The sequence below is a fragment of the Massilia phyllostachyos genome, from assembly GCF_021044825.1.
In the GTDB taxonomy this organism is placed as follows: domain Bacteria; phylum Pseudomonadota; class Gammaproteobacteria; order Burkholderiales; family Burkholderiaceae_D; genus Telluria; species Telluria phyllostachyos.
Genome location: NZ_JAJNOC010000003.1, coordinates 442817 through 467560, shown reverse-complemented (window position 1 = coordinate 467560; position 24744 = coordinate 442817). Strand labels below are relative to the sequence as shown.

The 24744-nt window shown below is 69.8% G+C and carries 18 protein-coding genes; 11 read left to right on the top strand and 7 right to left on the bottom strand.

Annotated elements, in window-relative coordinates:
* Positions 1-349 precede the first annotated feature (349 nt).
* Positions 350-1090: an HAD family hydrolase gene (locus tag LQ564_RS13010; RefSeq protein ID WP_231058519.1), complete on the top strand. Its 741-nt coding sequence runs from the start codon at positions 350-352 to the stop codon at positions 1088-1090.
* On the opposite strand, the gene LQ564_RS13005 is transcribed toward LQ564_RS13010, so the two are convergent.
* Positions 1039-1506 carry a hypothetical protein gene (locus tag LQ564_RS13005; RefSeq protein WP_231058518.1) on the bottom strand — a complete coding sequence of 156 codons (468 nt, stop codon included), beginning with the start codon at positions 1504-1506 and terminating at the stop codon, positions 1039-1041. The two genes, LQ564_RS13010 and LQ564_RS13005, sit on opposite strands and share 52 nt — an antisense overlap.
* Positions 1506-2654: an MGDG synthase family glycosyltransferase gene (locus tag LQ564_RS13000; protein ID WP_443094012.1), complete on the bottom strand. Its 1149-nt coding sequence runs from the start codon at positions 2652-2654 to the stop codon at positions 1506-1508. Before LQ564_RS13000 ends, LQ564_RS13005 begins: the two co-directional genes overlap by 1 nt.
* 178 nt (positions 2655-2832) lie before the next feature.
* Between LQ564_RS13000 and LQ564_RS12995 the strand changes: the two genes are divergently transcribed.
* Entirely contained in the window at positions 2833-3552 is a 720-nt protein-coding gene (locus LQ564_RS12995; RefSeq protein WP_231058516.1) for a hypothetical protein, read from the top strand.
* A 4-nt stretch (positions 3553-3556) separates the two neighbouring features.
* On the opposite strand, the gene LQ564_RS12990 is transcribed toward LQ564_RS12995, so the two are convergent.
* Positions 3557-4198: a glutathione S-transferase family protein gene (locus LQ564_RS12990; protein WP_231058515.1), complete on the bottom strand. Its 642-nt coding sequence runs from the start codon at positions 4196-4198 to the stop codon at positions 3557-3559.
* Positions 4199-4311: 113 nt separating this feature from the next.
* Here LQ564_RS12990 and LQ564_RS12985 point away from each other — a divergent pair, with 113 nt between their 5' ends.
* The 7 genes from LQ564_RS12985 (at position 4312) to LQ564_RS12955 (ending at position 10736) form a co-directional block, all read left to right on the top strand.
* Positions 4312-5292: a helix-turn-helix transcriptional regulator gene (locus LQ564_RS12985; protein ID WP_231058514.1), complete on the top strand. Its 981-nt coding sequence runs from the start codon at positions 4312-4314 to the stop codon at positions 5290-5292.
* A complete protein-coding gene (locus LQ564_RS12980) occupies positions 5289-5438 on the top strand; it encodes a DUF2256 domain-containing protein (RefSeq protein ID WP_231058513.1) in 150 nt (49 codons plus the stop codon). Before LQ564_RS12985 ends, LQ564_RS12980 begins: the two co-directional genes overlap by 4 nt.
* 85 nt (positions 5439-5523) lie before the next feature.
* Positions 5524-5988: a MarR family winged helix-turn-helix transcriptional regulator gene (locus LQ564_RS12975; RefSeq protein ID WP_231058512.1), complete on the top strand. Its 465-nt coding sequence runs from the start codon at positions 5524-5526 to the stop codon at positions 5986-5988.
* Positions 5989-5990: 2 nt separating this feature from the next.
* Positions 5991-8048: an FUSC family protein gene (locus LQ564_RS12970; RefSeq protein ID WP_231058511.1), complete on the top strand. Its 2058-nt coding sequence runs from the start codon at positions 5991-5993 to the stop codon at positions 8046-8048.
* Positions 8045-8251, top strand: coding sequence for a DUF1656 domain-containing protein (locus LQ564_RS12965; protein WP_231058510.1), 207 nt, complete (start codon positions 8045-8047; stop codon positions 8249-8251). The genes LQ564_RS12970 and LQ564_RS12965 overlap by 4 nt, the downstream gene beginning before the upstream one ends.
* A gap of 1 nt (position 8252) precedes the next feature.
* The gene (locus LQ564_RS12960) at positions 8253-9206 is read left to right on the top strand and encodes an efflux RND transporter periplasmic adaptor subunit (protein WP_231058509.1); all 954 of its coding nucleotides are present in this window, start codon (positions 8253-8255) and stop codon (positions 9204-9206) included.
* Between the two features lie 9 nt (positions 9207-9215).
* The gene (locus LQ564_RS12955; protein ID WP_231058508.1) at positions 9216-10736 is read left to right on the top strand and encodes an efflux transporter outer membrane subunit; all 1521 of its coding nucleotides are present in this window, start codon (positions 9216-9218) and stop codon (positions 10734-10736) included.
* Between the two features lie 118 nt (positions 10737-10854).
* On the opposite strand, the gene LQ564_RS12950 is transcribed toward LQ564_RS12955, so the two are convergent.
* The 4 genes from LQ564_RS12950 to LQ564_RS12935 all read right to left on the bottom strand — a co-directional run bounded on the left by LQ564_RS12950 (position 10855) and on the right by LQ564_RS12935 (position 15223).
* Positions 10855-11064, bottom strand: a complete 210-nt coding sequence (locus LQ564_RS12950; protein WP_231058507.1) for a hypervirulence associated TUDOR domain-containing protein — start codon at positions 11062-11064, stop codon at positions 10855-10857.
* Between the two features lie 211 nt (positions 11065-11275).
* The gene (locus LQ564_RS12945; protein ID WP_231058506.1) at positions 11276-13267 is read right to left on the bottom strand and encodes a PKD domain-containing protein; all 1992 of its coding nucleotides are present in this window, start codon (positions 13265-13267) and stop codon (positions 11276-11278) included.
* Between the two features lie 256 nt (positions 13268-13523).
* Positions 13524-14507 (bottom strand): MerR family transcriptional regulator, encoded by a 984-nt coding sequence (locus tag LQ564_RS12940; protein ID WP_231058505.1) that lies wholly within the window; start codon positions 14505-14507, stop codon positions 13524-13526.
* A 164-nt stretch (positions 14508-14671) separates the two neighbouring features.
* Positions 14672-15223 carry a DUF2058 domain-containing protein gene (locus LQ564_RS12935; RefSeq protein ID WP_231058504.1) on the bottom strand — a complete coding sequence of 184 codons (552 nt, stop codon included), beginning with the start codon at positions 15221-15223 and terminating at the stop codon, positions 14672-14674.
* A 193-nt stretch (positions 15224-15416) separates the two neighbouring features.
* On the opposite strand from LQ564_RS12935, the gene LQ564_RS12930 reads away from it, so the two are divergent.
* Both LQ564_RS12930 and LQ564_RS12925 read left to right on the top strand, forming a co-directional pair.
* Entirely contained in the window at positions 15417-19322 is a 3906-nt protein-coding gene (locus LQ564_RS12930; RefSeq protein WP_231058503.1) for a DUF4214 domain-containing protein, read from the top strand.
* A gap of 98 nt (positions 19323-19420) precedes the next feature.
* Complete coding sequence (locus tag LQ564_RS12925; protein ID WP_231058502.1) at positions 19421-24649, top strand: DUF4214 domain-containing protein; 5229 nt, start codon at positions 19421-19423, stop codon at positions 24647-24649.
* Positions 24650-24744: the final 95 nt, after the last annotated feature.

The following is a 24744-nucleotide window of genomic DNA, read 5'->3' as shown; positions in this document are numbered from 1 at the left end:
CAGCGCCGGATGATCGATAAAAACGAGCTCCGGCGCGTTGTCCCTGCCGGACCGGCCAACGGCGTCCAGAAGGGTTTTTACAGTTCGCGCGAAACTTGTTCATATCTTAGCTGTCATACAAAAGCAGCTTCAATTCGTTTTACGTAAGGGGAAAAGTGACAGCCCATACGAGAAGCGACTTGAGAAGCATCGCGGTGAGTTCCACCGTGACTGCCTGTGGAGGGGAAGGCGCTGGCCTTGTGCCTGGGCGCAAGGTGAAACCAGCCCCTGCGAAGCAGGAATCCAACTGTATGGCAAGCCTTAAGCACCATTGGGCAGCTTTGCGTAAGTTTGGAGGAACGGATTTCCAATGTACACAAGCGACAAACGGCTCTTGATCCTCGACGCGGACGGCACCACCATCGACGCGTTCTCCGCCATCGAAGCGGCCTTCGCCCGCCACGGCCTGGCGCTCGGCGAGGAAACCGACTTCCAGAAACGGCACCACCTGTTGAAATATGTGGGCGGCCTGAAGGAATTCCCCTCGATCATCCGCAAGAACCTGCGCAAGAACAGCCGCGCCCGGCTGGTCGACACCCTCACCGGCATCTACCGCGAAGAGGCCAGCCTGTACGAGGGCATCGCCGACCTGATCCGCGAACTGATCGCCGCGCCCGACATCACGGTCGGCATCGTGACGCGCAACGTCACCATCGAGCCGCTGGAAACCCTGCGCCGGCTGTTCCGCCGCCACGACATCGACATCGGCGAACTGGACTTCCTGGTCCACATCCCGCTCAAGGAAAAGAAGACCGCCGCGTTTCGCGCCATGCGCGAGCGCTTCGGCGTCAACCCGGCGCGCGCCTACATCTGCGGCGACGAGCACAAGGATTTCACCGCGGCGGTCAACACCGGCATGCATCCCTTCATGGTCTCCTACGGCTTCGAAGACCATGACCGGCTCACCAGCAAGTACGAGATCCCGCAGGAATTGATTTCACGTACCCCGGCGGAACTGGGCCGCCGCATCCGCCATGCCCTCGACCTGGGCGTGCTGGCTCAGGCCCCGTACCAGAACAGCAGCATGCTGATGGCGCCGAAGACCCAGTAGTCGACCGGCGCGCCGAAGGCCCAGTGCTTGTGCCAGGGCACCAGCGCCTGCTTGAAGCGGCGCCAGCCGAAGGCCGGGTTGACGACGAACCAGAGATAATCCTCGACGATCCAGAACAGCATGATCGACGCCATGATCGACGCTTCCAGCTGCAGGGTCCAGCGGCCGATCAGGAACAGCGGGAAGTGGAACACCAGGCCGATGAAGGCGAACATCCACAGGTGGTAGCCGGTCAGCGCCCGGCCGCCCATGAAGAGATCGAGCAGCGGATGCTGTTCGATGCGCCAGGTCGGCAGGTTCGCCGCCCAGCCGGCCTCGCCCTCGATTTCCACTTCCACCCGCGCGAACAGATACGCCAGCGCCAGTACCGAAGCCACCAATGCCGCCAGGCGGCCCATCTCCGACAACACCAGCATCAGATCCTTTCGGCCGCGTGTTCGCAGCGGTACAGCACGGTTTCGAGCACCTGCCTTGCGGCATGCGGACGCCCCAGCATGCGGGCCCGGGTAGCCATCTCCTCCAGCTGGACCGGATGCGCCAGCAGCTGGCGCACGCGGTAAGCCAGGGTCGGCAGGTCGGACGCCTTCAGCGCCGCGCCCTGCTCGAGCAGGAAGTTGGCGTTGTGCTCTTCCTGCCCGGGAATCGGCGCGTTGACGATCATCGGCAGTCCCATCGCCAGGCATTCGGCCGTGGTCGCGCCGCCGGGCTTGGTGATCACAAGGTCGGCGCAGGCCATCAGGCGCTCGACCCGGTCCGTATAGCCCTGGGGCGCCAGCCGGCCCGGGAACCGGGCGGCCAGGGTTTGCAGCACGGCCAGTTCCGCCTGGTTCTTGCCGGCCAGGACGATCAGCTGGAAGTCGCCGGGAATCGCCAGCAGCTCCCGCGCGATGCGCGACAAGCCGCCCAGGCCGGCGCCGCCGCCCATCAGGAGCAAGGTGCTGCGGCCCGGGTCGAGACCGAGTTCGCGGGCGCATTCGGCGCGGTCGTGGCGGCGCGAAAAGGCCGGCATGGTCGGGATCCCGGCGACGTGGACCGCGCCTGCCGCGATGCCCTGCTCGCGCAGCAGGAAGGCGACTTCCTCGTTGCCGGCGAAGTAGCCGGCAATGTGCGGATGCAGCCACATGCGGTGCAGGTCGAAGTCGGTGACCTGGACCCAGACCGGGCAGTCGAGCTGGCCGGCCGCGATCTGCCGCGACAGCAGTTCGGCCGGCTGGAAATGGGTGCAGATCACGGCGCTCGGGGCCAGCGCGGCGATTTGCGCCACCAGCTTGCGGCAGTCGCGCGCCTCGATCCAGCGCCGCAGCCGGTTGAACCAGCCGCCTGGCTCCGCCTCGTTGGTGTAGCGGTAGACGTGGCGCCACAGGCCGGGGGCGCGCCGGATCAGACCCAGGTAGAGGCTCGTATAGACCGTGCGCAGGCGCGGCGTGGCGAAGGCCATCGCATCGAGGTGGATCACCCGCGCGCCGCCGTATTCCTCGGCGGCGCAGCTGCGGATGGCGTCGGCCACGCGGGTATGGCCGGCGCCGGCCGGCACGCTGAGCACGAGGATGGTCTTCCCGGCCATGCCGCGCTGGAGTTCGCCTTCCTTCATGGCGCCATCCTTCCGGCGCACGCCATCGTGCTCACTGCTTCACGCTCGTTCATGCCAGTCCCCTGCAAGGATATGGGGGCAATGTAAGCGCGGAATATGACTCGCCGATGACGTACCATTGCCGAGTCGCTTTTCTACGAACAGGAATGTCATGCGCAAGAAATTGGTCGGCGCCGCCGTGGCCATCGGGCTCATCGCCGCCGTGGTAGCGTTTCAGCAGCGCCAGGCTGCGCCTCCTCCGGGGCGCAGCGCGGCGCCGGTCCAGGCGGTCGCCGCGGCGCCCGAGGAGACGCAGCACGATGCGGACCCTGCCCGCGCCCCGTCGGCAGGCGAAGTCACCCAGTCGCTCAAGGGCGCGGATTTCACGCTGCGCGTCACCGTCAACGGCAATGACCGCTATCGTGACCTGGAGATCACCATGGACGACGGCAAGCCGGTCCGGTTCTTCCGCGCGCCGGGGTCGGAACCGGGCGACCTGTCGAACATCATCTTCGACCAGGCCGACACCTTCGCGCTGGCCCGCCTGCTTCCCGATGAAGCGCGCGAGCAGATCGTCGTTGCCGGCAGCCAGTGGCTGATGCGCGGCGAAGGGCTGCTGGGCCGGTACACGGTCTACCGCATCGCGGGCGAAGAGCTGCAGGAGATCTTCAGCGTGATCACCGAGCGCGACCGCGAAGAAGGCAACGGTCCGCCGCCGCAGAAGCTGGCGGCGCGGGTCGAACCGGCCACGCGCGACGGCGCGCCCGCCTTCGCCTACCACGTCAAGGCGGGCGACGCAGCCGAGCGCACCATCGTCTTCGTCTGGAACGGGGAGCGCTTCGACGATCCGAGCGGAGACTACGCAAACATCGAGGAAGAGTACGCTCCCTGATGTCCTAGGCGGCCGCCGCTTCGTGCTCCGCCATCAGCGCTAGGTCGCGCTGCGCCACCTTGAGCGACGCCGGGCGCGCCGCGCAACGCTCGGCATACTCGACCAGCGCCGGCAGGCGCGGTACGCCGGCGTAGGCGATGCCCCAGCCCAGGGCCGAACCCCACAGGACGTCGGCGGCCGACATGGTGTCGCCCAACAGCCAGGGCGCGCGCTGCAGCTGGGCGTCGATCACGCCGAGCATGGCGTCGAAGTCGCCGTAGGGCGAGCTCATGTGCGGAGCCGGTGCGCGCTCCATGCTGCGGTCCATCAGCGCCGGCTCGAAGCAGGCGGCGTAGTAGACCAGCCAGCGCAGGTAGGCGCCGCGGCGCGGATCGTCGAGCGACGGCGCCAGGCCCACCTCGGGAAAGCGGTCGGCCAGGTGGATGAAGATCGCCACCTGCTCGGTGACGACGGTGTCGCCGTCGAGGATGGCCGGCACCTTGCCCAGGGGGTTGATCGCCAGGTAGGCCGGCTGGCGCTGTTCGCCGGCCTTCATGTTCAGGACCCGCAGGTCGAAAGGCGCGCCGAGTTCTTCGAGCAGGGTATAGGTGCTGGAGGAGCGGGTGTGCGGCGAGTGGAAGAAGGTGATGCTGTGCTGTGCGTTCATGGTATGCCCTGGATGGTTGGTTGTCGGTGAGGCCGATCCGCGGTCGACTGCAGGCATGGTAGGCCCGGCAAGCTGACATCCTGTGTCAGGTATACCTGCGTTACACTAGCCCGATGCGCGCCAGCCGACTCCTCTTCATCCTCACCACCCTGCAGGCCCGGGGCCGCGCGAGCGCGCGTGCGCTGGCCGACGAGTACGGGGTATCGCTGCGCACCATCTACCGCGACGTCGACGCCCTGAGCGCCGCCGGCATCCCGATCTACAGCGAACGCGGCAACCAGGGCGGCTACCGCCTGCTGGACGGCTACCGCACGCGCCTGAACGGCATGTCGGCGCTGGAGGCGGAAGTGCTGTTCCTGAGCGGCCTGTCGGGCCAGGCGGCCGAACTCGGCCTGGACGCCACCTGCGCCAGCGCGCGAGACAAGCTGCTCGCCGCCCTGCCCGCCGACGTGCGCGAAGGTGCCGGCCGCATGCGTCCGCGCTTCCACCTGGACGTGCCCGGCTGGTTCGAAGCGGGCGAACGTCCGGCCTGCCTGCCCGAACTGGCGCAGGCGGTCTGGGGCGAACGACAGATAGGCGTCCGCTACCGCAGCTGGAAGGGCGAGAAGGAGCGCGTGCTCGATCCGCTCGGCCTCGTGCTCAAGGGCGGCGCCTGGTATCTGGTGGCCAGGATCGACGCCAGCGTGCGCACCTACCGCGTGTCGCGCATCCTCGATCTGCGCGTCCTCGAGAGCGGCATCGCCAGCTGCTCCGACTTCGACCTGCCGGCCTACTGGAACGAGAATGCGCGCCGCTTCGAACAGGAGCAGCATCCGGAGCGGGCCACCGTGCGGCTGTCGCCCTGGGGCATCAAGATGATGGAAGCCTTCCTGCCGCCGTATGCCATCGCCAACGCCACGATCGGCGACGCCGCCGAGGATGGCTGGCGCACCGCCACCTTTCCGGTCGGACCGGCATGCCACGCCGGCCACGAGCTGCTGCGTTTCGGCGCCGACGCGGAAGTGCTGGCGCCGGAAGCGCTGCGCGAACAGATCGGCCGGCTCGTGGCAAGCCTGGCGCAGCGCTATGTGGCGACGCAGGACATGGCCCCATGAAAATGCGCAAGAAATCGGATCTTCCAACGAAGCAGTGCGCGCACTGCGGGCTGCCCTTCACCTGGCGCAAGAAGTGGGAGCGCGACTGGGAACAGGTGAAATACTGCTCCGAACGCTGCCGCCGCGCCGGCAAACCATCCAACTGACGCATCGGCAAAAACGGACCCTTAGTTGAAAGAAACTACTTCGCATGCTAAGCTTTCGCATGAGAACAATGTTGATACCAACTAAATGAGCATTTCCGACCAGACCCTCGGCAGCCTCACTGCCGCCCTGAGCTATGCTTCGCGCGCCTACCGCGCCGCCGCCGACAAGATCGCGGCCGACTACGGCCTGTCGCAGGCCACCGGGCTGCCGGTGCTGGTGATCAGCCGCTTCGGCGAGGACGGCGTGCGTCCCGGCGTGCTGGCCATGGCCCTCGGCCTGGAAGCGTCGTCGCTGGTGCGGGTGGTCGATTGCCTGATCGCCTCGAAGCTGGTCGAGCGCCACGAGGATCCGGCCGACCGCCGCGCCAGGATCCTGCGCCTGACCGACGAGGGCCGCCAGGCGGCCGAGCAGATGGACCAGGCGCTGCGTCCGTTCCGCCGCAAGCTGTTCGGCGGATTCGAGCCGGGCGACGTCGAGGCCTGCCTGCGCGTGCTGTCCGGCCTGCCGGCGGCGATCGCCAGCATTACCGACGGGGCAGACGGCAAGTAATCATGCGCTTGGCAAGTCGGTCGGAGATGCTGTTCTCCATCAAGTCATTCGCGGCAGCGATGCTCTCGATCTATGTATCGATGCGCATCGGACTGCCGCGTCCTTTCTGGGCGATGATGACGGCGTATATCGTCTCCGCCCCCTTCGCCGGGCCGACCCGCTCCAAGGGCATGTACCGGGCCGGCGGCACCGTGCTGGGCGCCATCGCGGTGGTGTTCCTGGTGCCGCGGCTGGCCAACTCGCCCGAACTGCTGTCGCTGGCGCTGGCGCTGTGGATCGGCGGCTGCCTGTACTTCTCGCTGCTGGACCGCACCCCGCGCTCGTATGTGCTGATGCTGGCCGGCTACACGGCCGGCCTGATCGGCTTTCCGGCGGTGGGCGAGCCGGGCGCGATCTTCGACATCGCCCTGGCGCGGGTCGAGGAGATCGTGCTCGGCATGAGCTGCGCGACCCTGGTCCACACCCTGGTGCTGCCGCAGAGCTTCGCGCCGGTGCTGCTGGCGCGCCTGGACGGCGCGGCGCGCGACGCCGGGGCCTGGATCCGCGATGCGCTCAAGATCGGCGGCGACGCCAACAGCGCGGGCGAGCGCCGCAAGCTGGCCGGCGACATCACCGAGCTGCGCCTGATGAGCACCCACCTGCCCTTCGACACCTCGCACCTGCGCTGGACCGAAGGGGCGGTCAATGCCCTGCAGGAACGCCTGGCCCAGTTCGTGCCGATCGTGTCGGGCATCGAGGACCGCCTGGCGGCGCTGCGCCAGCAGGACGCGGCCGCCGTCTCGGCGCGCTGGGCGGCCCTGCTGGCGGACGTGACGGCGCTGACCGACACCCCGAAGGACACGCCGCTCGCGGTCCAGGGCGCGGCCTTGCACGCGCGCATCGATGCGCTGGCCCCGCAGGGCAGCCGTGAACTCGATTGGTGCGGCCTGCTCGAACTGAACCTGGCGGCGCGCCTGCACATGCTGGTCGACCTGGTGCTGGAAACGCGCCTGCTGCGCCGGCACATCGACGCCGGCGTGCACGGCCGCCTGCCCGAGGCGGTGCGCCACCTGCCGGGCGTGGCGGCGAGCAGCCTGCACCAGGACCGCGGCATGGCCCTGCTGTCGGCCTTCGCGGCCGTGAGCGCGGTGCTGGCCTGCTGCGCGTTCTGGATCCTGAGCGGCTGGCCGGCCGGCGCGGCCGCGCCGATGATGGCGGCGGTGCTGTGCTGCTTCTTCGCCGGCCAGGACGACCCGGCGCCCTTCATCCAGGGTTTTCTTGCCTATACCGTGTATTCGATCCCGGTGGCGGCGCTGTACCTGCTGGCGATCCTGCCGGCGGTGCACGGCTTCGAGTCGCTGGTGCTGGCCTGCGCGCCGACCTTTTTGGTACTGGGCGTGCTGGTGGCGCGGCCCGCGACCTTCGGGCGCGCCATGCCCTTCCTGTTCGGCATCTGCGGCGCCCTGGCCATGATCGACACCCACAGCGCCGACATCGTCTCGTTCACCAACGGCATGCTGGCGCAGATCATGGGCCTGGCCGCGGCCGCCCTGTTCACCCGCGTGCTGCGCAGCGTCGGCGCCGGCTGGACCGCGCGCCGCCTGCTCAAGGCCGGCTGGCAGGAGCTGGCGCGCCTCGGGAGCGGCGAGCGCGTGACCTCGCTGGCCGAATTCTCGGCGCGCATGGTCGACCGCGTCGGCCTGCTCACGCCGCGCCTGGCCCTGGCGGGCGCGCGCGCAGACCTGCAGGCGGTCGACGCGCTGCGCGACCTGCGCGTCGGCCTGAACATGACGATGCTGCAGTCGGTGCGACCCGCCATCGGCCGCGCGGACGCCGCCGTGGCCACCCTGATGACGCAACTGGCGCGCCGCTTCGCGCGCCTGCCGGCGCTCGCCCCTGACGCCGAGGCGCAGCTGCTGGAGGCGCTCGACAATGCGCTGCGCGCGGTTTGCCGCGGCGCCGCGGATGCGGCCCGGCGCGAGGCCCTCGCGGCCCTCACCGGCATGCGCCGCGACCTGTTCCCGGGGGCGCCGGCCTATGTGCCGGCCCACCTGCCCAATCTTTCCAAGGAGATCCGATGATCGGCGAAGTCAGCATCTACGGCCTCTACGTGCCGCCGCTCTTGCTCCTGACGCTGGCGGCGCTGGTCCTGTGCCGGGTGTTGAACCTGGCGCTGGCGCGCACCGGCTTCTACCGCCTGGTATGGCATCCGGCGCTGTTCGATTTTTCCCTGTTCGTCATCGTGCTCGGCACGTTGGCCTACTTCACACGCAACTGGTCCTGACATGGCTACCAACAACATTCTTCCGGCACTGGGCCGGGTAGGCATCACCCTGCTGGCCGGCGCCGGCGCGCTCTACGCCGGCTGGCACTTGTGGCGCCACTACGAGCTGGCGCCCTGGACCCGCGACGGCCGCGTGAAAGCCTATGTGGTGCAGGTGGCGCCGGACGTGACCGGCCAGGTCACCAAGGTCTACGTGCACGACAACCAGCGCGTCGCCGCCGGCGAGCCGCTGTTCGAGATCGACCGCGCGCGCTTCGCCCTCGCCTTGCGCCAGGCCGAGGCGCAGGTGACGGCGGCCCAGGCGGCCCTGGTCCAGGCCCAGCGCGAGAACAAGCGCAACACCGAGCTGGACGACCTGGTGTCGGCCGAGACCCGCGAACAGGGATTGATGCGCACCGACCAGGCCCGCGCGGCGCTGGCCCAGGCCGTCGTCAACCGCGATACGGCCCGGCTGAACCTGGAACGCTCGCACGTGGTGTCGGCGGTGGACGGCATCGTCACCAACCTCGACCTGCGCGAAGGGTCGTATGCGACCGCCGCGCGTCCGGTGATGGCGCTGATCGACCGCAACACCTTCTATGTCGAAGGCTATTTTGAAGAAACCAAGCTGCCCGCCATCGACGTCGGCGACCAGGTCGAAGTGACCCTGATGGGCACGCGCCAGCCGATCCAGGGCCACGTCGAAAGCTTCGCCGAGGGCATCACCGACCGCGACCGCAGCACCGGCGCCAACATGCTGCCGAACGTGAACCCGACCTTCAACTGGGTGCGCCTGGCCCAGCGCATTCCGGTGCGCATCGCGATCGACCGCGTGCCGGCCGGGGTGCGCCTGGTGGCGGGACAAACCGCGACCGTCGAGGTGCTGCCTGGTGCGACGGCCCCGCATTCCACCGCCCCTGCCGCACCTGCGGCGCGCGCCGTTGCGGCCGCGCCCGGCGCCAGGGCGGCCCACTGAGGAGGGATCATGCACCGCATCCGTTTTATCGCCGGCAAGGCGCTGACCGTGAGTACGCTGGCCGTGCTCGCCGCCTGCACCACCGTCGGCCCCGACTACCGGCTGCCGAAGGAGGCCGCCATCCAGCGCGAAGAGGCGCAGGCGCCCCTGATGGGCGCGGCCGAAACGCCGTTCACCCCGGACCCGCTGCCGGGCGACTGGTGGCGCCTGTACCAGGACCCGGTGCTGGATACATTGATCGCCAAGGCTTTCGGCGCCAATGCCGACCTGCGCGTGGCCGCGGCCAACCTGGCGCGCGCCCATGCGGTGCTGGAAGAAGTCGAAGAGAAGAAACGCCCCGAAGTCGAGATGGAGGCGGCGCCGATGTACGGGCGCATCGCCGGCGCCTCGCTCGGCCTGCCGGAACAGCTGCCGCGCACCGGCATCTATGAAGGCGACATCAAGGTGGCCTACCAGGTCGACCTGTGGGGCCGCATCCGGCGCGCCATCGAGGCCGCGCACGCCGACCAGGAAGCCGCCCAGGCGGCCAGCGACCTGGCCCACGTGATGGTGGCGGCCGACACCACGCGCGCTTATGCCCAGGCCTGCTCGAGCGGCTACCAGCTGAAGGTGGCGCAGCAATCGGTCGCGCTGCAACAGCAGTTCGTCAAGCTGACCGCCGAGCGCATCCGGCGCGGCCGGGGCATCGCGATCGACAGCAGCCGCGCCCAGGCCCAGCTCGAACTGCTGCGCGCCAACCTGCCGCCGCTCGAAGCCAGCCGCCGCACCGCGCTGTACCGGCTGGCGGTGCTGACCGGCGAGGCGCCGAGCCGCTTCCCGGCGAAGGTCGCGGGATGCGACACGCCGCCGCGCGTGGCCGCGGCGATTCCGGTCGGCGACGGCGCGGCCCTGCTGCGCCGCCGTCCGGACGTGCGCCAGGCCGAACGCCTGCTGGCGGGAGCGACGGCGCGCATCGGCGTCGCCACCGCCGAGCTGTACCCGAACATCAGCCTGGGCGCCTCCTTCGGCGGGGTCGGCATCATGGACGAATTCGGCGACGCCAGCACCTGGAAGTTTTCGCTCGGGCCGCTGATCTCATGGAACCTGCCGGCGCTCAGCCCGGCACGCGTGCACATCGCCCAGGCCGAAATCGCGACCAAGGGCGCGCTGGCGCGCTTCGACTCGGTGGTGCTGAACGCGCTGCGCGAAACGGAAAGCGCGCTCACGGTCTACGCGCGCGAACTCGACCGCAACGCCGCCCTGCGCGCCGCGCGCGACCAGAGCGCACTGGCCGCGATGCAGACGGCCAGGCTGTACCAGTTCGGCCGCACCGACTTCCTCAGCGCCCTCGACGCCGACCGCACGCTCGCGAGCGCCGAGAGCGTCCTCGCGGCGTCCAGCGCGAAGCTGGCGGAGGACCAGGCGCAGCTGTTCCTGGCGCTCGGCGGCGGCTGGGAAAGGACGCATGCGGCACAGGGCGAGCAGCATGCCGCCGCACATGGCGGCGCTGGGCACGGCGAAAATGGCCACGAGAAGCGCGCGGCGCCCTGAGGGGCAACAAGGGGCAAACGGCCTGCCTGCGCCCTGCCAGGCGCTTTCTTCCGACGTGCCGGGGCCTGTCCCCATCAGGTCCTGGCTTGTCCTAGCCCGCCTTGCAAGGGAGGCCGTCTCAGGCTTTCTTGAGTGCGTCCGCCTTGTGCGCCGCTTCGGCTCCGGTTTTGTCGCTGACCACCAGGTATTCCGGGTGCTCTTTCGAGGCGGCCACGTGGTGGCCCTTGATGTCGGTGGGCGCGGTCAGCTTCTTCTTGACGGTTCCATGCACCGTGCCCTGGGACGATTGCCACTGCACCTTGTCGCCAGCCTTGAATCCGTCTGCCATATGACCTCCTGGGAATAGTCGAAAGGACGGCCGCGATGCCCCGAGCTTGAACCGCCTCGGCGCATCCGCGAACCGGGATGGTCATTGAAGCACAGATCGCCATCGCAGCCTGCACGCCAGGAGGCGGGTTCATGGCCGCCGCCCTGCTCCGCCGCTGTGCTTCCCCCGCTCGGCTTCGCTCCTCGACCTCGCCTTCCTGGTCCGCGTGCTCCTATTCCGTCACGATGCGGGCGTCCACGAGCGGCGCCGCCACCGCTCCCGGTAACGTGCCGCTGTTGTCGTAGTGGACCACCTCGTTGCCCGGGGCCGCCCCCGACTGCCAGATCTTCAGTGCGAACCGCCCGGGCGCGGCGCCGGCCAGGCCCAGCGTGGTCGCGAGCCGGGCGCGGTAGCTGCCGGCGCCGTTGATTGTGCCCTCGCCCTCGAACACGCGCTGCGCGCCCTGCCGGCCGAGGAAACGCAGGCTGGCGCTGTAAAAGCGCAGCCCCGGCAGGTCGAAACGCAGCTGCGCGGGCACGGTGGCCGACTGCGCCGACTGCGCCGCCGGCACAGTCCCGGCGACCGGCGCCACCAGGCTGAAGCCGGCCTTGCCGACCCAGGCCGGCGCCTTGCGCCAGGCGCCGCGCGGCGACAGCACGCTGCCCTTCGCCGCGACCGTGCCTGCGCCAGCGGCGGCGGCGACCACCGTGTGGCTGACGGTGGTGCCGCGGCCCTTGCTGTCGAGCACAGTGGCCGCGACCCGGTACACGCCAGGCCGGGCGAAATGGTGAGAGGCGCGGGCGCTGCCCACGCCTGCCTCGCTGCCCCCTTCGCGCACCCTGCCTGCCTGCACGCCGCTGCCATCGCCCCACGACCAGCGCACGCCCCGCGTGCCGACCCGGCCGGGGTCGACCCAGGCCACCGTGGCGGCGAAGGCGGTGCCGGCCGGGACCACGTCGGGCGCAACGACGGGCCCGACCACGTGGCCGTCCGCCGCTCCCGCTCCGGGCGTGAGCAGCACCAGGCCGGCGTTGGAACTGGCCACGATGGCGCCGTCGTCGTTGATGGCGAGCGCGTCGTCCAGCACCAGCCCCGGCGGCGCCTGGCGCAGGCGGGTGTTCAGGTCGACCAGGCCGGACCTGGCCGACCACAGGAAGGCGCGGAAGTCCTGCGTACGGTCGGTGGCGTAGCCGACCACCTGGCCGCGGTCGTTGGCCTGGATCGCGCGCGAGTTGGCGCCGCCGAAGGTGCCGAGCACGCGCATGCCCTCCGCGCGGGTCCAGGTCATGGCGCGCTGGTCGCCGCCGGCGAGGTTGACCAGGCCGGCGATCCGCGCGCCCGGGCTCATGGCGAGGGCGAAGGATTCGGCGGCGCCGGCGGCGCCGAGGTCGCGCATGCCGCCGCCCGGCGTCCACAGGAAGGCGCGGTACAGCAGTGCATTGCCGGCCGGCACCCGGCTGCCGGCCACTTCGCCCCTGGCGCCGACGGCGACGACGTCGGAAAAGCTGCTGCCAAGGGTATCGATATCGGCCAGGCCGCGCGTGGCGGTCCAGGCGAAGGCATGGCGGTCGAAACTGGCGGTGTCGGCGGCGCCCGCGATCAGGCCGGCGTCGTTCAGCGCCGCGCCGAAGGAGGCGCCGCCGGCGTCCGGCGCGAGCGCGCCGAGACTCGTCATGCCGTCGGTGCGGCTCCAGCGGAACGCCAGCGGCGGGGTGCTCGGCACGCCTTCGGCATAGCCGGTGACGACGCCATGCCGGTTGATCGCCTGCGCGCGCGAATTGCCGGCGCCGGGCAGGACGCCGAGGTCGAGCATGCCGCCGCCCGCGCTCCACACAAAGGCGCGCTCGCCGCCCGCGGCGGTGAAGGAGCCGCCGGCGACCTGGCCCGCGTCGTTCAGGCCGAGCGCCACGGTATCGCTGCCGCCCAGCGTGCCGATGTCGCGCACCCGCTCACCGTCGAAGAAATAGCCGTGCGAAGCAGCGCCGTCCCACAGCGAGAACGCCACCTGCCCCTTGGCGTTGATCTTCGGCAGCGCGCTGAGGTCGCCCGAACCGAGATTGACGACGCGGTAGCCGGCCGGCGCCGGGCCATGCTTGCCATCGTCGAGGACTGGCGCCCCGGCCGGCCCCGCCAGCGCCGATCCGCCCATCGCCAGCGCGAGCAGCAGGCAGGGCAGCCGCCACGCCACGCTCGTGTTCCACCTGCCGTTTCCATGCACGCGCATACGTTTCTCCCATGAAAATGAACACCGCCCGACCGGTCGATCCGGGCGGCCTCGGTCATCATGGGCCGTGCGAGACGCGCACGGTTGGACCCAGGCCAGTATCGCGCCTTGGTGTGGGATGGATCAAACGCGCCTTTGCGCCAGCGCCAAAAGCCTTCTCTGCTTTATGTGCAGAAATGTCGGCCAGGCATGCATTTGCTACGGACGAAAAAAAGCCCGGCACGCAGCCGGGCCCGTTTGCGCAGCGACCGCGAACTCAGCCGTCCTTGCCCGGCAGCGGCAAGCCTTCCGCCAGCGCCAGCCGGATCATCGCCTCTTCCAGCACCACGCGCGCCCGGCCCGAGGCCAGTTCGAGGTCGCGGTGCAGGCGCGCATCTTCCTGGTTGCGCGCGGCGCACTGGGCGCTGTAGCGTTCGAAGCTGCCGACCATCATCAGGATGTCGGACAGGTGGCGCGGGCATTCGCAGCTCAGGCGGTTGCCGGCCGCCGAGATCGCCGCCAGCGCGGCGTCGTCGAGGCGGCGCGGAGCCACCGGCTCGTGCGCGGGGTCGGCCGCCGGCAAGCCCTGCCCCGCCAGCGCCGAGCGGCACAGCAGCACCAGCTCGCCGATCTCGGCCGGGACGCGCGCCACCAGGCAGCCTTCGGCGCGCAGGGCGCGGATGGCGGCGCTGCCGCCGAAGCGGTACAGCACCACGGTGGCCGCCGGCTGCACGGCCGCGCGCGCCGCCACGACTTGCTCCAGCGGGGCGTCGTCGAGCTCCGACGCTTCGATCAGCAGCACGTCGATGGCCGCGCCATCGCCGTTCGCCGCCACCTGGTCGAGCCGCGCGTGCTGACGCTGCAGCTGCAGCGCACGCCCGTCGCGTCCGCTGGCCGCGATGCGCCGCGCCAGGCTGTCGCCCACCACCAGCACCCGCATCGGGCCGCTGACTTCGTGCGCGCGCGCAGGATCCGGCGCGATCATTTCTTCCAGGCGTTCCACCGGCAAGCCGGTCAGCACGCCGATCGGATGGCCGAGGTCGACCAGCTGCTTGAGCAGGCCGAGACGGCGCACCTGCTCGGCCGTGTACAGCCGCTGCCCATGCGCCGAGCGCTGGGTTTCCGACAGCGCATAGCGGCGCTCCCAGACCCGCAGCGTCTCCACCGGCAAGCCGGCCAGCCGCGCGGCCACGCCGCTACGGTAGGTTACTTGCCGGCTGCCCTGCTCTTCCATTTCCTGTGCGTTTTTTCTTGCGTTCATACGACCCGCCCTTGAACCAGTTGTCTATGCAAGTCTCGTTACAAAACCGAGACAGTACCAGTGTAGCGCAGCGAGAATGTCAACTCAACAACGATTCGTTTCAGATAGTTACAAGCAAAAACGCCACCGCAAGGGTGGCGTCGGAAGCCGGCGGCACGCCGCGCTTACCAGGTGAAGTCGTCCGGAATCTTAAAGTCCGCATAGGGATCGTCTTCCTCGCCCTGCGGCGCGGTCTCGGCTTTCTTCAGCTGGATCACGCTGTCCGCGTCGCGCTCGGCGATCTTTTCGCCGATGACCTTCGGCACCAGCTCGTAGTTCCCGTTCAGGAACACGATCACCAGGCGGCCCGAGATCAGGTGCTGCTGCACCTGTTCCGACACATAGATCCGCTCGATCTTGCTGCCATGGGTGAAGTTATAGGCGATGTCGCCCTTGCCGCTTTTAGCGCGCGGCTGGCGGTTCTGCTGGACCAGCTGGGCGATCTGGGCCCGCACCGCCTTCTGCGCCGCCTGCGCGTCGCGCTGGGCATTGAGCTCGCGCGCCCGCTCGGCGTTCTTGCGCTGCGCTTCCAGCGCGGCCTCGCGCGATTCGTTGACCGACTCGGCGCCGGTGCGGCGCTCGATCTTCATTTGCTTGCTCTTGTCCTGGTTGACCTTCTGGACCTTCTTCTTGTCCACCAGGCCGGCTTTCAGCAACTGCTCCTGCAGCGAGACCATTGTTCTGCTCCTTCGAGGGCGCCCGGCACGGCGCCGGCGCGCGTAAAGCCGTTAGCATAGCAAACCGACGGCGATCGCGGCTGGTGCAAATCCGACACCGCCGTATGCAAGGCGCATGGATATGCATTTCGTATGGACATGAACCGATGAGTCGGAGATAGTCGACAATCGTCCGACTTTCGCCCGCCCCATCATGCCCATCCAGCACACCACGCCCGTCCGCGACGGCAACACGCCCGGCCAGCCGGTCTCGACCGATACAAGCGGACCGGTGCTGGCAAACGATCCGCCGAACGGCCAGCGCATCGATGCCCCGATCGTGCTCACATTTAATGAAGCGGTGCGGCTGGGCGCCGGCACGATCACGCTGTCCGGCATACCGATGGGCCAGGTCTACAGCGGGCAATTGATCGGCAACCCTTACCTGACCGTTTCAGGCAACACCATCACCTTCACCCCGCCGCAACAGCTCGCGCCCGTCGTGTGGCATACGGTCATGATCAGTGCCGGTGCGATCACCGACCTCGCCGGCAATCCTTTCAGCGACGGCAGCACGTTCTACGCCAGTTTCACTTCCGGGCGCAGCCTGGTGACGCTGAACCTGACCGGCAGCGCCGCGCCCGACACCCTGCACGGCAGCGACCTGGACGATACGATTTCCGGCCTGGCCGATGCCGATACCATCTTCGGCTACGACGGCAACGATGTCCTGCGCGGCGGCGACGAAGACCGCGCGACCTCGGTGGGCGGCCTCGGCGACACGCTCATCGGCGGCGCCGGGAACGACATCGTCTACGGCGGCGCCGGCGCCGACCACCTGCAGGGCGACGACGGCGACGACCGCCTGTTCGGCGAAGACGACGACTGGCTCTACGGCGGCGCGGGGGACGACCACCTCGACGGCGGCGCCGGCAACGACCGCCTCGAGGGCGGCGCCGGCCGCAACATGCTGTTCGGCGGCGCCGGCGACGACATCCTGGACGCGGAAACGGGCAGCAGCGGCCTGCTGGACGGCGGCGCCGGGAACGACGTGCTGCGCGGCTTCCAGGGCACCGACTTCGCCGGCGGCGATGGCGACGACCAGATCGCCATCAGCTTCACGACGATGAACCCGGGCCCGGCCATCGTGAGCGGCGGCAGCGGCAACGATGTGATCTTGCTCAAGCTGCTCCACTTCGCGCAGGCGGTCGCCACCATCACCGGCGGGGATGGCGTCGACACCTACCGCATCGAGAGCCAGCCCACCAATATGGAGGGCGCCGCCGGCCTCGTCGTCACCGATTTCAAGGCCGGCGCCGGCGGCGACCTGATCGACCTGCTGGCGCTGTACAACGTCCGCGGCGAAGGCAACTCCTTCTTCAACGGGGTGACGCGGCTGGTGGCCTCCGGCGGCGATACCCTGGTGCAGCTGCGCGATGCGCACGACCGCACCAGGACGATCTACTACACGGTCCTCACCCTGAAAGGCGTGCGTCCGGAACAGCTGAGCGGCGCCAACTTCAGCGGCGGCCTGGATCCACACAGCGGCATGCTCGGCCTGACTTTCAGCGGCGGCGCGGGCGACGACGTGCTCGAGGGCGGGCCGGGCGACGACGTGCTGTCTGGCCACGCGGGCAAGGACAGCCTGTATGGCGGCGACGGCAACGACGTGCTCGACGGCGGCGCCGGCGACGATTATCTCGGCGGGGGCGATGGCGACAACACGCTGCGCGGCGGTGACGGCAACGACATACTTATCGGTGGCAATACCGGCGCCACTCTCATGGAAGGCGGAGCGGGCAAGGACACCCTGCGCAGCCATTACGGCAGCGACCGCCTGTCCGGGGGCGAGGGCAACGACGAGCTGGAACTGGTCGATCCGGGCATACAAGGACGCGCCGGGAATACCGTCGTCGTCTCGGGCGACGCGGGCGACGACATCATCCGCATCCGCTCGGCCTCCTTCCCGGCCACGGTGCTGGCCTCCGGCGGCGACGGCGCCGACACCTTCATCGTGCACGCGATCACCGGCCTGACGATCCAGGACTTTTCCGCGGACGACCTGCTCGACCTGCGCGAACTGCTGGCGCTGCGCGTACGCGGCCCGATCAGCGCCAATCCTTTCGGCGCCCTCGGCTACCTGAAGGCGGTGCAGGAAGGCAGCCAGGTCTGGATCTACCTCGACAGCGACGGCGCCGCCGGCGCCGGCGGGGCCGAGCTCGTTCTCAAGCTCGACAACACCCAGCTGTCATCGCTGTCGAGCTCATCCTTCGCCGGCGGCTTCGACCCGGCCGGCGGGACCGCCGGCCTGAACCTGCGCGGCACGCCGGGCGACGATCGGCTGCTCGGCGCCGCGCTCGACGACACCATCGACGGCGGCGACGGCGCCGACACCATCGACGGCGGCGCCGGCAACGACCGTCTCTACGGCGGCGACGAAAGCACGCCCAGCACCGGCGACACCATCCGCGGCGGACTGGGCAACGACGTGCTGTACGGCGGCGCAGGCGACGACATGTTGTTCGGCGATGAAGGCGACGACCAGCTGTACGGCGGCAGCGGCAACGACCGCCTGAATGGTGGCCTCGGCAACGACCGGCTGGAGGGTGGCGACGGCAACGACACCCTGGACGCATCGAAAGGCGACGACTACCTGAGCGGCGGCGCCGGCGACGACGTGCTGGCGGGCGACCGCAGCCCCGAAAACCGGCCGGCCGGAACCGTCCTCGACGGCGGCGACGGCAACGACCTCCTGTATGCGACCGGCGCCGTCAGCCTGGTGCTGGGCGGCGCCGGCAACGACGATGTGCGGGTCGAGGCCTCCGGCATGGCCGGCGGCCCGGCGCCGCTGATGGTCGACCTGGGCGAAGGCAACGACCGCTTCTCGTACGGCGACGCCAGGGAGGCGTCGCGTCCGCTGCGGGTGAGCGGCGGCGCCGGCAGCGACACCTACGCTTTCTCCGACACCTTCAACAAGTGGCCGCTGCTCACGATCACCGACTTCCAGACCGGCGCCGGCGGCGACCTGCTGGACGTCTATTCCTTCCTGCCGAGCAGCACGCGCGGCGGCAACCCCTTCGGCGCCTCCGGCCATGCACGCCTGGTGCAGGAAGGCGCCAATGTGCTGTTCCAGGTCGACCGCGACGGCGTGGCGGGTCCGCAGGGCTGGGAGACCCGGGTCGTGCTCGAGAACACCCGCTCGGCCGATTTCACCGGTGCGAACTTCCCCGATGGCATCCGTCCCGACGGCGGCTCCGGCGGGCTGGCCCTGACCGGCGGTCCGGGGGCCGACACGATCGACGGCGGCCTGCTCGACGACACCCTGCGCGGCGGCGACGGCAACGATACCCTGCGCGGCAAGCTGGGCGCCGACCGCCTGTACGGTGACGGCGGCGACGATTTGCTAAGCGGCAACGAGGGCGACGACGTCCTCGACGGCGGCGCCGGCAACGACACCCTGCTCGGCGGCGAGGGCAAGGACACCTTGTCCGGCGGCGACGGCAACGATTTCCTGGTCAACGATGGCGGCGACGACCTGCTCGATGGCGGCGGCGGTGTCGACACGGTGGTGCTCAGCGGCGCGCGCACCGAGTACCGGCTGCAGGCCCAGGGGCCGCAGGAATGGCGCCTGTCCGACCTGCGCAGCGACTTCAACGAGGGAGTCGACCGCCTCGTCGGCATCGAGCGCCTGTTCTTCAGCAACGGCGCCAATGCCCTCGCCTTCGACACCGGCGCCGACGGCGTCGCCGGCCAGGCCTACCGCATCTACCGCGCCGCCTTCGACCGCGAACCCGACCAGACCGGCCTCGGCTTCTGGATCGCGATGCTCGACCGCGGCGTCACGCTGCAGGCGGTGGCCGATGGCTTCACCCGCTCGCCCGAATTCGTCAAGATGTACGGCGCCATTCCCGCCAATGCCGACATCGTCGCCCGCCTGTACCGCAACATCCTGCACCGCGAGCCGGAAAAGGAAGGCTTCGACTTCTGGGTCGCGGTGCTGGACGACAAGCGCGCCGACCTCGCCACCGTGCTGGCGGCCTTCAGTGAAGGTCCCGAGAACAGCGCCGCGGTGGCCACCCTGATCGCGAACGGGGTCGATTACCAGCCCTTCACGGGGTGAGAGCGAGCCGGACAAGTTATCCCTGCAGCATGGACAGAAACGGATGAGTCGGGGATAGTCGATGTCTTGACGATCTTTGAATTCCCGACGCCCCCGCCATGTCCGACCATCCATCCCAGTCCCTGTTGCGGGACACCATGTCCGGCAGCGCCGCAGCCGCCGATACCACCGGCCCGGTCCTGACCGGCCAGCCGCGCGACGGCCAGGGCGTCGATGCCCCGCTGGTGTTCACCTTCGACGAAGCCGTCAAGCTGGGCGCAGGCACCATCTCGCTGTACACCAGCCGCGGCGCGTCCTATACGGAAACGCTGGCGGGCAGTCCCTACGTCACGGTATCGGGCAATACCATCACCTTCGACCCGCCGCAGCGCCTGGCCTTCGTGGAGCGCTACACCATCTCGATCAGCGCGAACGCGGTCACCGACCTGGCCGGCAATCCCCTCAACAACGGCCAGGCCCTCTACCTCGACTTCCAGTCCGGGCGCAGTCCGGAAGCGTTGAACCTCAGCGGCACCGCGAACGACGACTTCCTGCACGGCAGCGACCTGGACGACACCATCGACGGCCTGGGCGGCGGCGATACGATCACGGGCTATGGCGGCGACGACATCCTGCGTGGCGGCAGCGAGCCGGCGGCGCCGTACGTCAGCGCCGACGACGTCCTGGATGGCGGCGCCGGCAACGACAGCCTCTACGGCGAGTCCGGCAACGACCGCCTGTGGGGCCAGGACGGCAACGACCGGCTCTACGGTGGCGACGGCAACGACAGCCTGCAGGGCGGCGACGGAGACGATCAGCTCGAGGGCGGCGCCGGCAACGACGGCCTGTATGGCGGCACCGGTCACAACATCCTGATCGGGGGCGAGGGCGACGACGGCCTGATTGCCGACATCGGCAGCACCGGCATCCTCGATGGCGGCAACGGCAACGACAGGCTGTACGGCCAGAACGGTATCGCCTACAGCGGCGGCAACGGCGACGACCTGTTCGAGATCCGGTTCATGGTGCTGGGCGCGGGCCCGACCACGGTCAGCGGCGGCGACGGCAAGGACACGTTCCGGCTCACCTTCTACAGCGTGGTGCCGGCGAGCGCCACGATCACGGGCGGGAGCGGCGCCGACACCTTCGTCCTGTCCACCTTCGGCCAGCCGAACGCCAACGGCGTGACCGTCGGCGACTTCACGACCGGCGCAGGCGGCGACGTGCTCGACGTGTCGTCGCTGTCAGGGGTGCAGGCGGGCGTCAACCCGTTCTCCAGCGGCGCCCTGCGGCTGCTGGCTTCCGGTGCCGACACCCTGCTGCAATTGCGCCGGCAGGGCGAGCCGTCCAGCTACGACACCCTGCTGCTGCTTGCGGGCGTGCAGCCGGACCAGCTCGGCGCCGCCAACTTCGCGGGCGGCATCGATCCGCGCGGCGGCACCGTCGGCCTGACCATCCGCGGCACCGAGGACCAGGACATTCTCGTGGGCGGTCCGCTCGACGACACCCTGCTCGGCCTGGGCGGCGACGATGCGCTGGAAGGCGGCCCCGGCAGCGACCTGCTCGACGGCGGCGCCGGCAACGATACACTGCGCGGCGGCGACGGCATCGACACGCTGCGCGGCGGCGACGGAGACGACACCCTGCATGGCGGCAGCGTCATGGAAGGCGGCGCCGGCAACGACTTCCTGGACGGCGCAGGCGGCAGCATGTCTGGCGGCGAGGGCAACGACCGGCTCGTCCTGACCTACAACGGCGACGGCAGCAATACCGTGACCATGTCGGGCGGCGAGGGCGCCGACATCCTGACCATTTCCTACATCGCCCGCCCGGTCAGGGTAGTGGCGTCCGGCGGCGCCGGGGCCGACACCTTCGTCGTGCGCATGCCGACCGACCTCACGATCCTCGACTTCGCCGAGGGCGACCGGCTCGACCTGCGGCCCCTGCTCGACCTGTACGTGGCCGGCACGATCGCCAGCAATCCCTTCGGCGCCCTCGGCTACCTGCAGGCGGTGCAGCAGGGTTCCCAGGTCTGGATCCAGCTGGACCGCGACGGCGCCGCCGGCGCCGCCTGGGGCTTCGAACTGGTAGCCAAACTCGACAACCTGCAACTGTCCGCGCTGTCGGGCGCATCGTTTGCCGGCGGCTTCGACCCGACCGGCTCGACCCGCGGAATGGACCTGCGCGGCACGCCCGGCGCCGATATCCTGGCGGGTGCGGTGCTCGACGACACCATCGACGGCGGCGACGGCGCCGACACCATCGACGGCGGCGCCGGCGACGACAAGCTGTACGGCGGCGACGAAAGCGTCATCGGCATCGGCGACACCATCCGCGGCGGCCCCGGCAACGATCTCGCGCATGGCGGCGCCGGCGCCGACACCATCGACGGTGGCGAGGGCGACGACCTGCTGTACGGCGACAGCGGCGACGACTGGCTCGCCGGCGGGACCGGCAACGACCGGCTCGAGGGCGGCGACGGCAGCGACTTCCTGGAAGACGTGGAGGGCGACGACTACCTGAGCGGCGGCGCCGGCGACGACGTCCTGACCAGCAATCGCGCCAGGCATGAACGCCCGGCCGGCACCACGCTCGACGGCGGCGACGGCGACGACGGCATCACCGCGGGCGGCCCGGTCAAGGCCATCCTGGGCGGCGCCGGCAACGACAGGGTGGTGATCGAAGCCGATGCCGCCGGGGACAACCGCGGCCTGATCGTCGTCGACCTGGGCGCCGGCAACGACCACCTGTGGTACCGCGCCGGCTTCGACGAAGGCCGACCGATCCGGGCCACCGGCGGCGCCGGCATCGACACCTACGCGTTCGGCGGCAGCAGCGGCCTGTCCCTGCTCACCATCACCGATTTCCAGACCGGCGCCGGCGGCGACGTGCTGGACGTGTTCAGCTTCGTGAACGGCGACCGCAGCGCCAATCCCTTCGGCGCTTCCGGCCGCGCGCGCCTGGTGCAGGACGGCGCCAACGTGCTGTTCCAGGTCGATCCGGACGGCACGGCAGGATCGCAAGGCTGGGCGACCCGGGTGGTGCTGGAGAACGTGCGCGTCGGGGACTTCACAAGCGCCAATTTCCCCGACGGCATGCGCCCGGACGGCAGCACCACCGGCCTGACCCTGGCCGGCACCACCGGATCCGACCGCCTCGAAGGCGCCGCCTTCGACGACGTGCTGCGCGGCGGCGAGGGCAACGATGACCTGTACGGCAACGACGGCAACGACCAGCTCTACGGCGAAGGCGGCAACGACGTCCTGCATGGCGGCCGGGGCAACGACCGCCTGGACGGCGGCGCCGGCAACGACATCCTGTACGGCGAGCTGGGCGACGACGAACTGCTCGGGGGCGCCGGCGACGACACCCTGGCCGGCGATTACGGCAACAACATCCTGCGCGGCGGCGACGGCAACGATACCCTCTCGGTTGCCGGCAGCGGCAACACCCAGGCCTACGGCGAGGCCGGCGACGACAAGCTGAGCGTCAGCGGCAGCGGCCTGTTCGATGGCGGCGCAGGCGCGGACACCTTCGACATCTTCGTCGGCGGCAACCTGAGCGGCGCCCTGCTGCTGACCGGCGGCGCCGGCATCGACACCTTCGTTCCCTACATGGCGTCGCCGGGCGCAACGGTGACGATCACCGATTTCGCCACCGGCGCCGGCGGTGACGTGATCAACCTGATCAACATGGTCACGCCCAGCGCCGGCAACCCCTTCGCACCGGGCGGCGGCATGCAGATGCTCCAGCGCGGCGCCGACGCCGTGCTGCAGACGAGCGCCTCCGGTGGTGGCGCCTGGCAGGACGTGCTGGTCCTGCGCAACGTCAGCAAGGATGCGCTGACGCCCGCGAACTTCACCTACAACTTCAATCCGAACGGCAGCGATGCCGGCCTGCTCTTCGAAGGGAGCGGCGGTCCCGATACCTTCACCGGCAGCTGGCTCGACGACATCATCCGCGGCGGCGGCGGCAACGACGTGCTGGCGGGCTCGATGGGCAGCGACCGCCTGGAGGGCGGCGACGGCGACGATCATCTCGACGGCGACCTGCTCGGCGTCATCCCGCTCGACCCCTACGGCCGGCCCTGGCCGTCCGGCTATGGCGGCGCCGACGTGCTCGACGGCGGCGCCGGCAACGACACCCTGGTGAGTTCCTCGGGCGCCGATACCCTGCTGGGCGGCGCCGGCAACGACCTGCTGATCCTCAATAGCCCGGGCTGGTGGACGGAGAACCTGCCGAGCTACCAGGTGGTGCTGGACGGCGGCGACGGCAACGACCGTATCCGGGTCGACGCCGGCCAGTATCCGGACGTGACGGTATCGATGCGCGGCGGCGCCGGCAGCGACACCTTCGAGTTGTTCGCGCTCGGGTACGCGGACCGGCTGCGCATCGAGGATTTCCAGGCCGGCGCCGGCGGCGACATGCTCGACATCTTCGAGAGCCTCGGCTGGCAGCAGCAGTCGCCGTTCGCCGCCGGCTATGTGGCGCTCGAACAGCGCGGCGCGGACACCGTGGTGCGGGTCGACCGCGACGGCGCCAACGGCGCGGGCGACTGGCAAGACCTGGTGCTGCTGCAGAACGTGGCGAAGGACACGCTCACGGCCGCCAACTTTCGCTACGGCTACCTGCCGGGCGACCTTCCCCAGAGCATACCGGCGGAAGTGCACGGCGGCGCGGGACAGCAGCGCCTGGAAGGCGGCGCGCAGGCCGACGCGCTATATGGCGAAGACGGCAACGACACGCTGGTCGGCAACGGCGGCAACGACCTGCTGCACGGCGGGGCCGGCATCGACACCGCGATCTTCAGCGGCATGCGCAGCCAGTACACCCTGCAGGCCCGCAGCCAGACCCAGGACCTGCTGGTCTCCGACCTGCGCGCGGGCGGCGGCGACGGCAAGGACCGCCTGAACGGCGTCGAGCGCCTGGTCTTCGCCGACGGCGCGGTCGCCCTCGACACGGCAAACGGCAATGCCGGCCAGGCCTACCGCCTCTACCGCGCCGCCTTCGACCGCGAACCGGATCAGGACGGCCTCGGCTTCTGGATCGCGATGCTCGACCGCGGCGTCACGCTGCAGGCGGTGTCGGAAGGCTTCACCCGCTCGCCGGAATTCAAGGAGACCTACGGCGCCAGTCCGAGCAATGCGGAAATCGTCACCCGCCTGTACCAGAACATCCTCGACCGCGAGCCCGAGAAGGGCGGCTACGATTTCTGGCTGGCGGTGCTCGACGAGAAACGAGCCGACCTCGCCACCGTGCTGGCGGCCTTCAGCGAAGGACCCGAGAACCGCGCGGCGGTGGCCACCTTGATCGCCAAGGGGGTCGAGTACCAGCCCTACCTCGCCTGACACGGCGCCGTGGCGATATGCATGTGTTGCGCAAGCAGCACATCTTTCGCCACGTCATCCTTCTTGGCGCGCCGCCGGCCCCTTCTTGCCGGATA

Bases quoted from the DNA above. Each gene is read 5' to 3' on its own strand.
- LQ564_RS12925 (WP_231058502.1), top strand. From the start codon at position 19,421: ATGTCCGACCATCCATCCCAGTCCCTGTTGCGGGACACCATGTCCGGC.
- LQ564_RS12965 (WP_231058510.1), top strand. From the start codon at position 8,045: ATGATCGGCGAAGTCAGCATCTACGGCCTCTACGTGCCGCCGCTCTTG.
- LQ564_RS12975 (WP_231058512.1), top strand. From the start codon at position 5,524: ATGAGCATTTCCGACCAGACCCTCGGCAGCCTCACTGCCGCCCTGAGC.
- LQ564_RS12930 (WP_231058503.1), top strand. From the start codon at position 15,417: ATGCCCATCCAGCACACCACGCCCGTCCGCGACGGCAACACGCCCGGC.
- LQ564_RS12980 (WP_231058513.1), top strand. From the start codon at position 5,289: ATGAAAATGCGCAAGAAATCGGATCTTCCAACGAAGCAGTGCGCGCAC.
- LQ564_RS12960 (WP_231058509.1), top strand. From the start codon at position 8,253: ATGGCTACCAACAACATTCTTCCGGCACTGGGCCGGGTAGGCATCACC.
- LQ564_RS12945 (WP_231058506.1), bottom strand. From the start codon at position 13,267: ATGCGCGTGCATGGAAACGGCAGGTGGAACACGAGCGTGGCGTGGCGG.
- LQ564_RS12985 (WP_231058514.1), top strand. From the start codon at position 4,312: ATGCGCGCCAGCCGACTCCTCTTCATCCTCACCACCCTGCAGGCCCGG.
- LQ564_RS13010 (WP_231058519.1), top strand. From the start codon at position 350: ATGTACACAAGCGACAAACGGCTCTTGATCCTCGACGCGGACGGCACC.
- LQ564_RS12995 (WP_231058516.1), top strand. From the start codon at position 2,833: ATGCGCAAGAAATTGGTCGGCGCCGCCGTGGCCATCGGGCTCATCGCC.
- LQ564_RS13005 (WP_231058518.1), bottom strand. From the start codon at position 1,506: ATGCTGGTGTTGTCGGAGATGGGCCGCCTGGCGGCATTGGTGGCTTCG.
- LQ564_RS12940 (WP_231058505.1), bottom strand. From the start codon at position 14,507: ATGAACGCAAGAAAAAACGCACAGGAAATGGAAGAGCAGGGCAGCCGG.
- LQ564_RS12935 (WP_231058504.1), bottom strand. From the start codon at position 15,223: ATGGTCTCGCTGCAGGAGCAGTTGCTGAAAGCCGGCCTGGTGGACAAG.
- LQ564_RS12970 (WP_231058511.1), top strand. From the start codon at position 5,991: ATGCGCTTGGCAAGTCGGTCGGAGATGCTGTTCTCCATCAAGTCATTC.
- LQ564_RS12990 (WP_231058515.1), bottom strand. From the start codon at position 4,198: ATGAACGCACAGCACAGCATCACCTTCTTCCACTCGCCGCACACCCGC.
- LQ564_RS13000 (WP_443094012.1), bottom strand. From the start codon at position 2,654: ATGGCCGGGAAGACCATCCTCGTGCTCAGCGTGCCGGCCGGCGCCGGC.
- LQ564_RS12955 (WP_231058508.1), top strand. From the start codon at position 9,216: ATGCACCGCATCCGTTTTATCGCCGGCAAGGCGCTGACCGTGAGTACG.
- LQ564_RS12950 (WP_231058507.1), bottom strand. From the start codon at position 11,064: ATGGCAGACGGATTCAAGGCTGGCGACAAGGTGCAGTGGCAATCGTCC.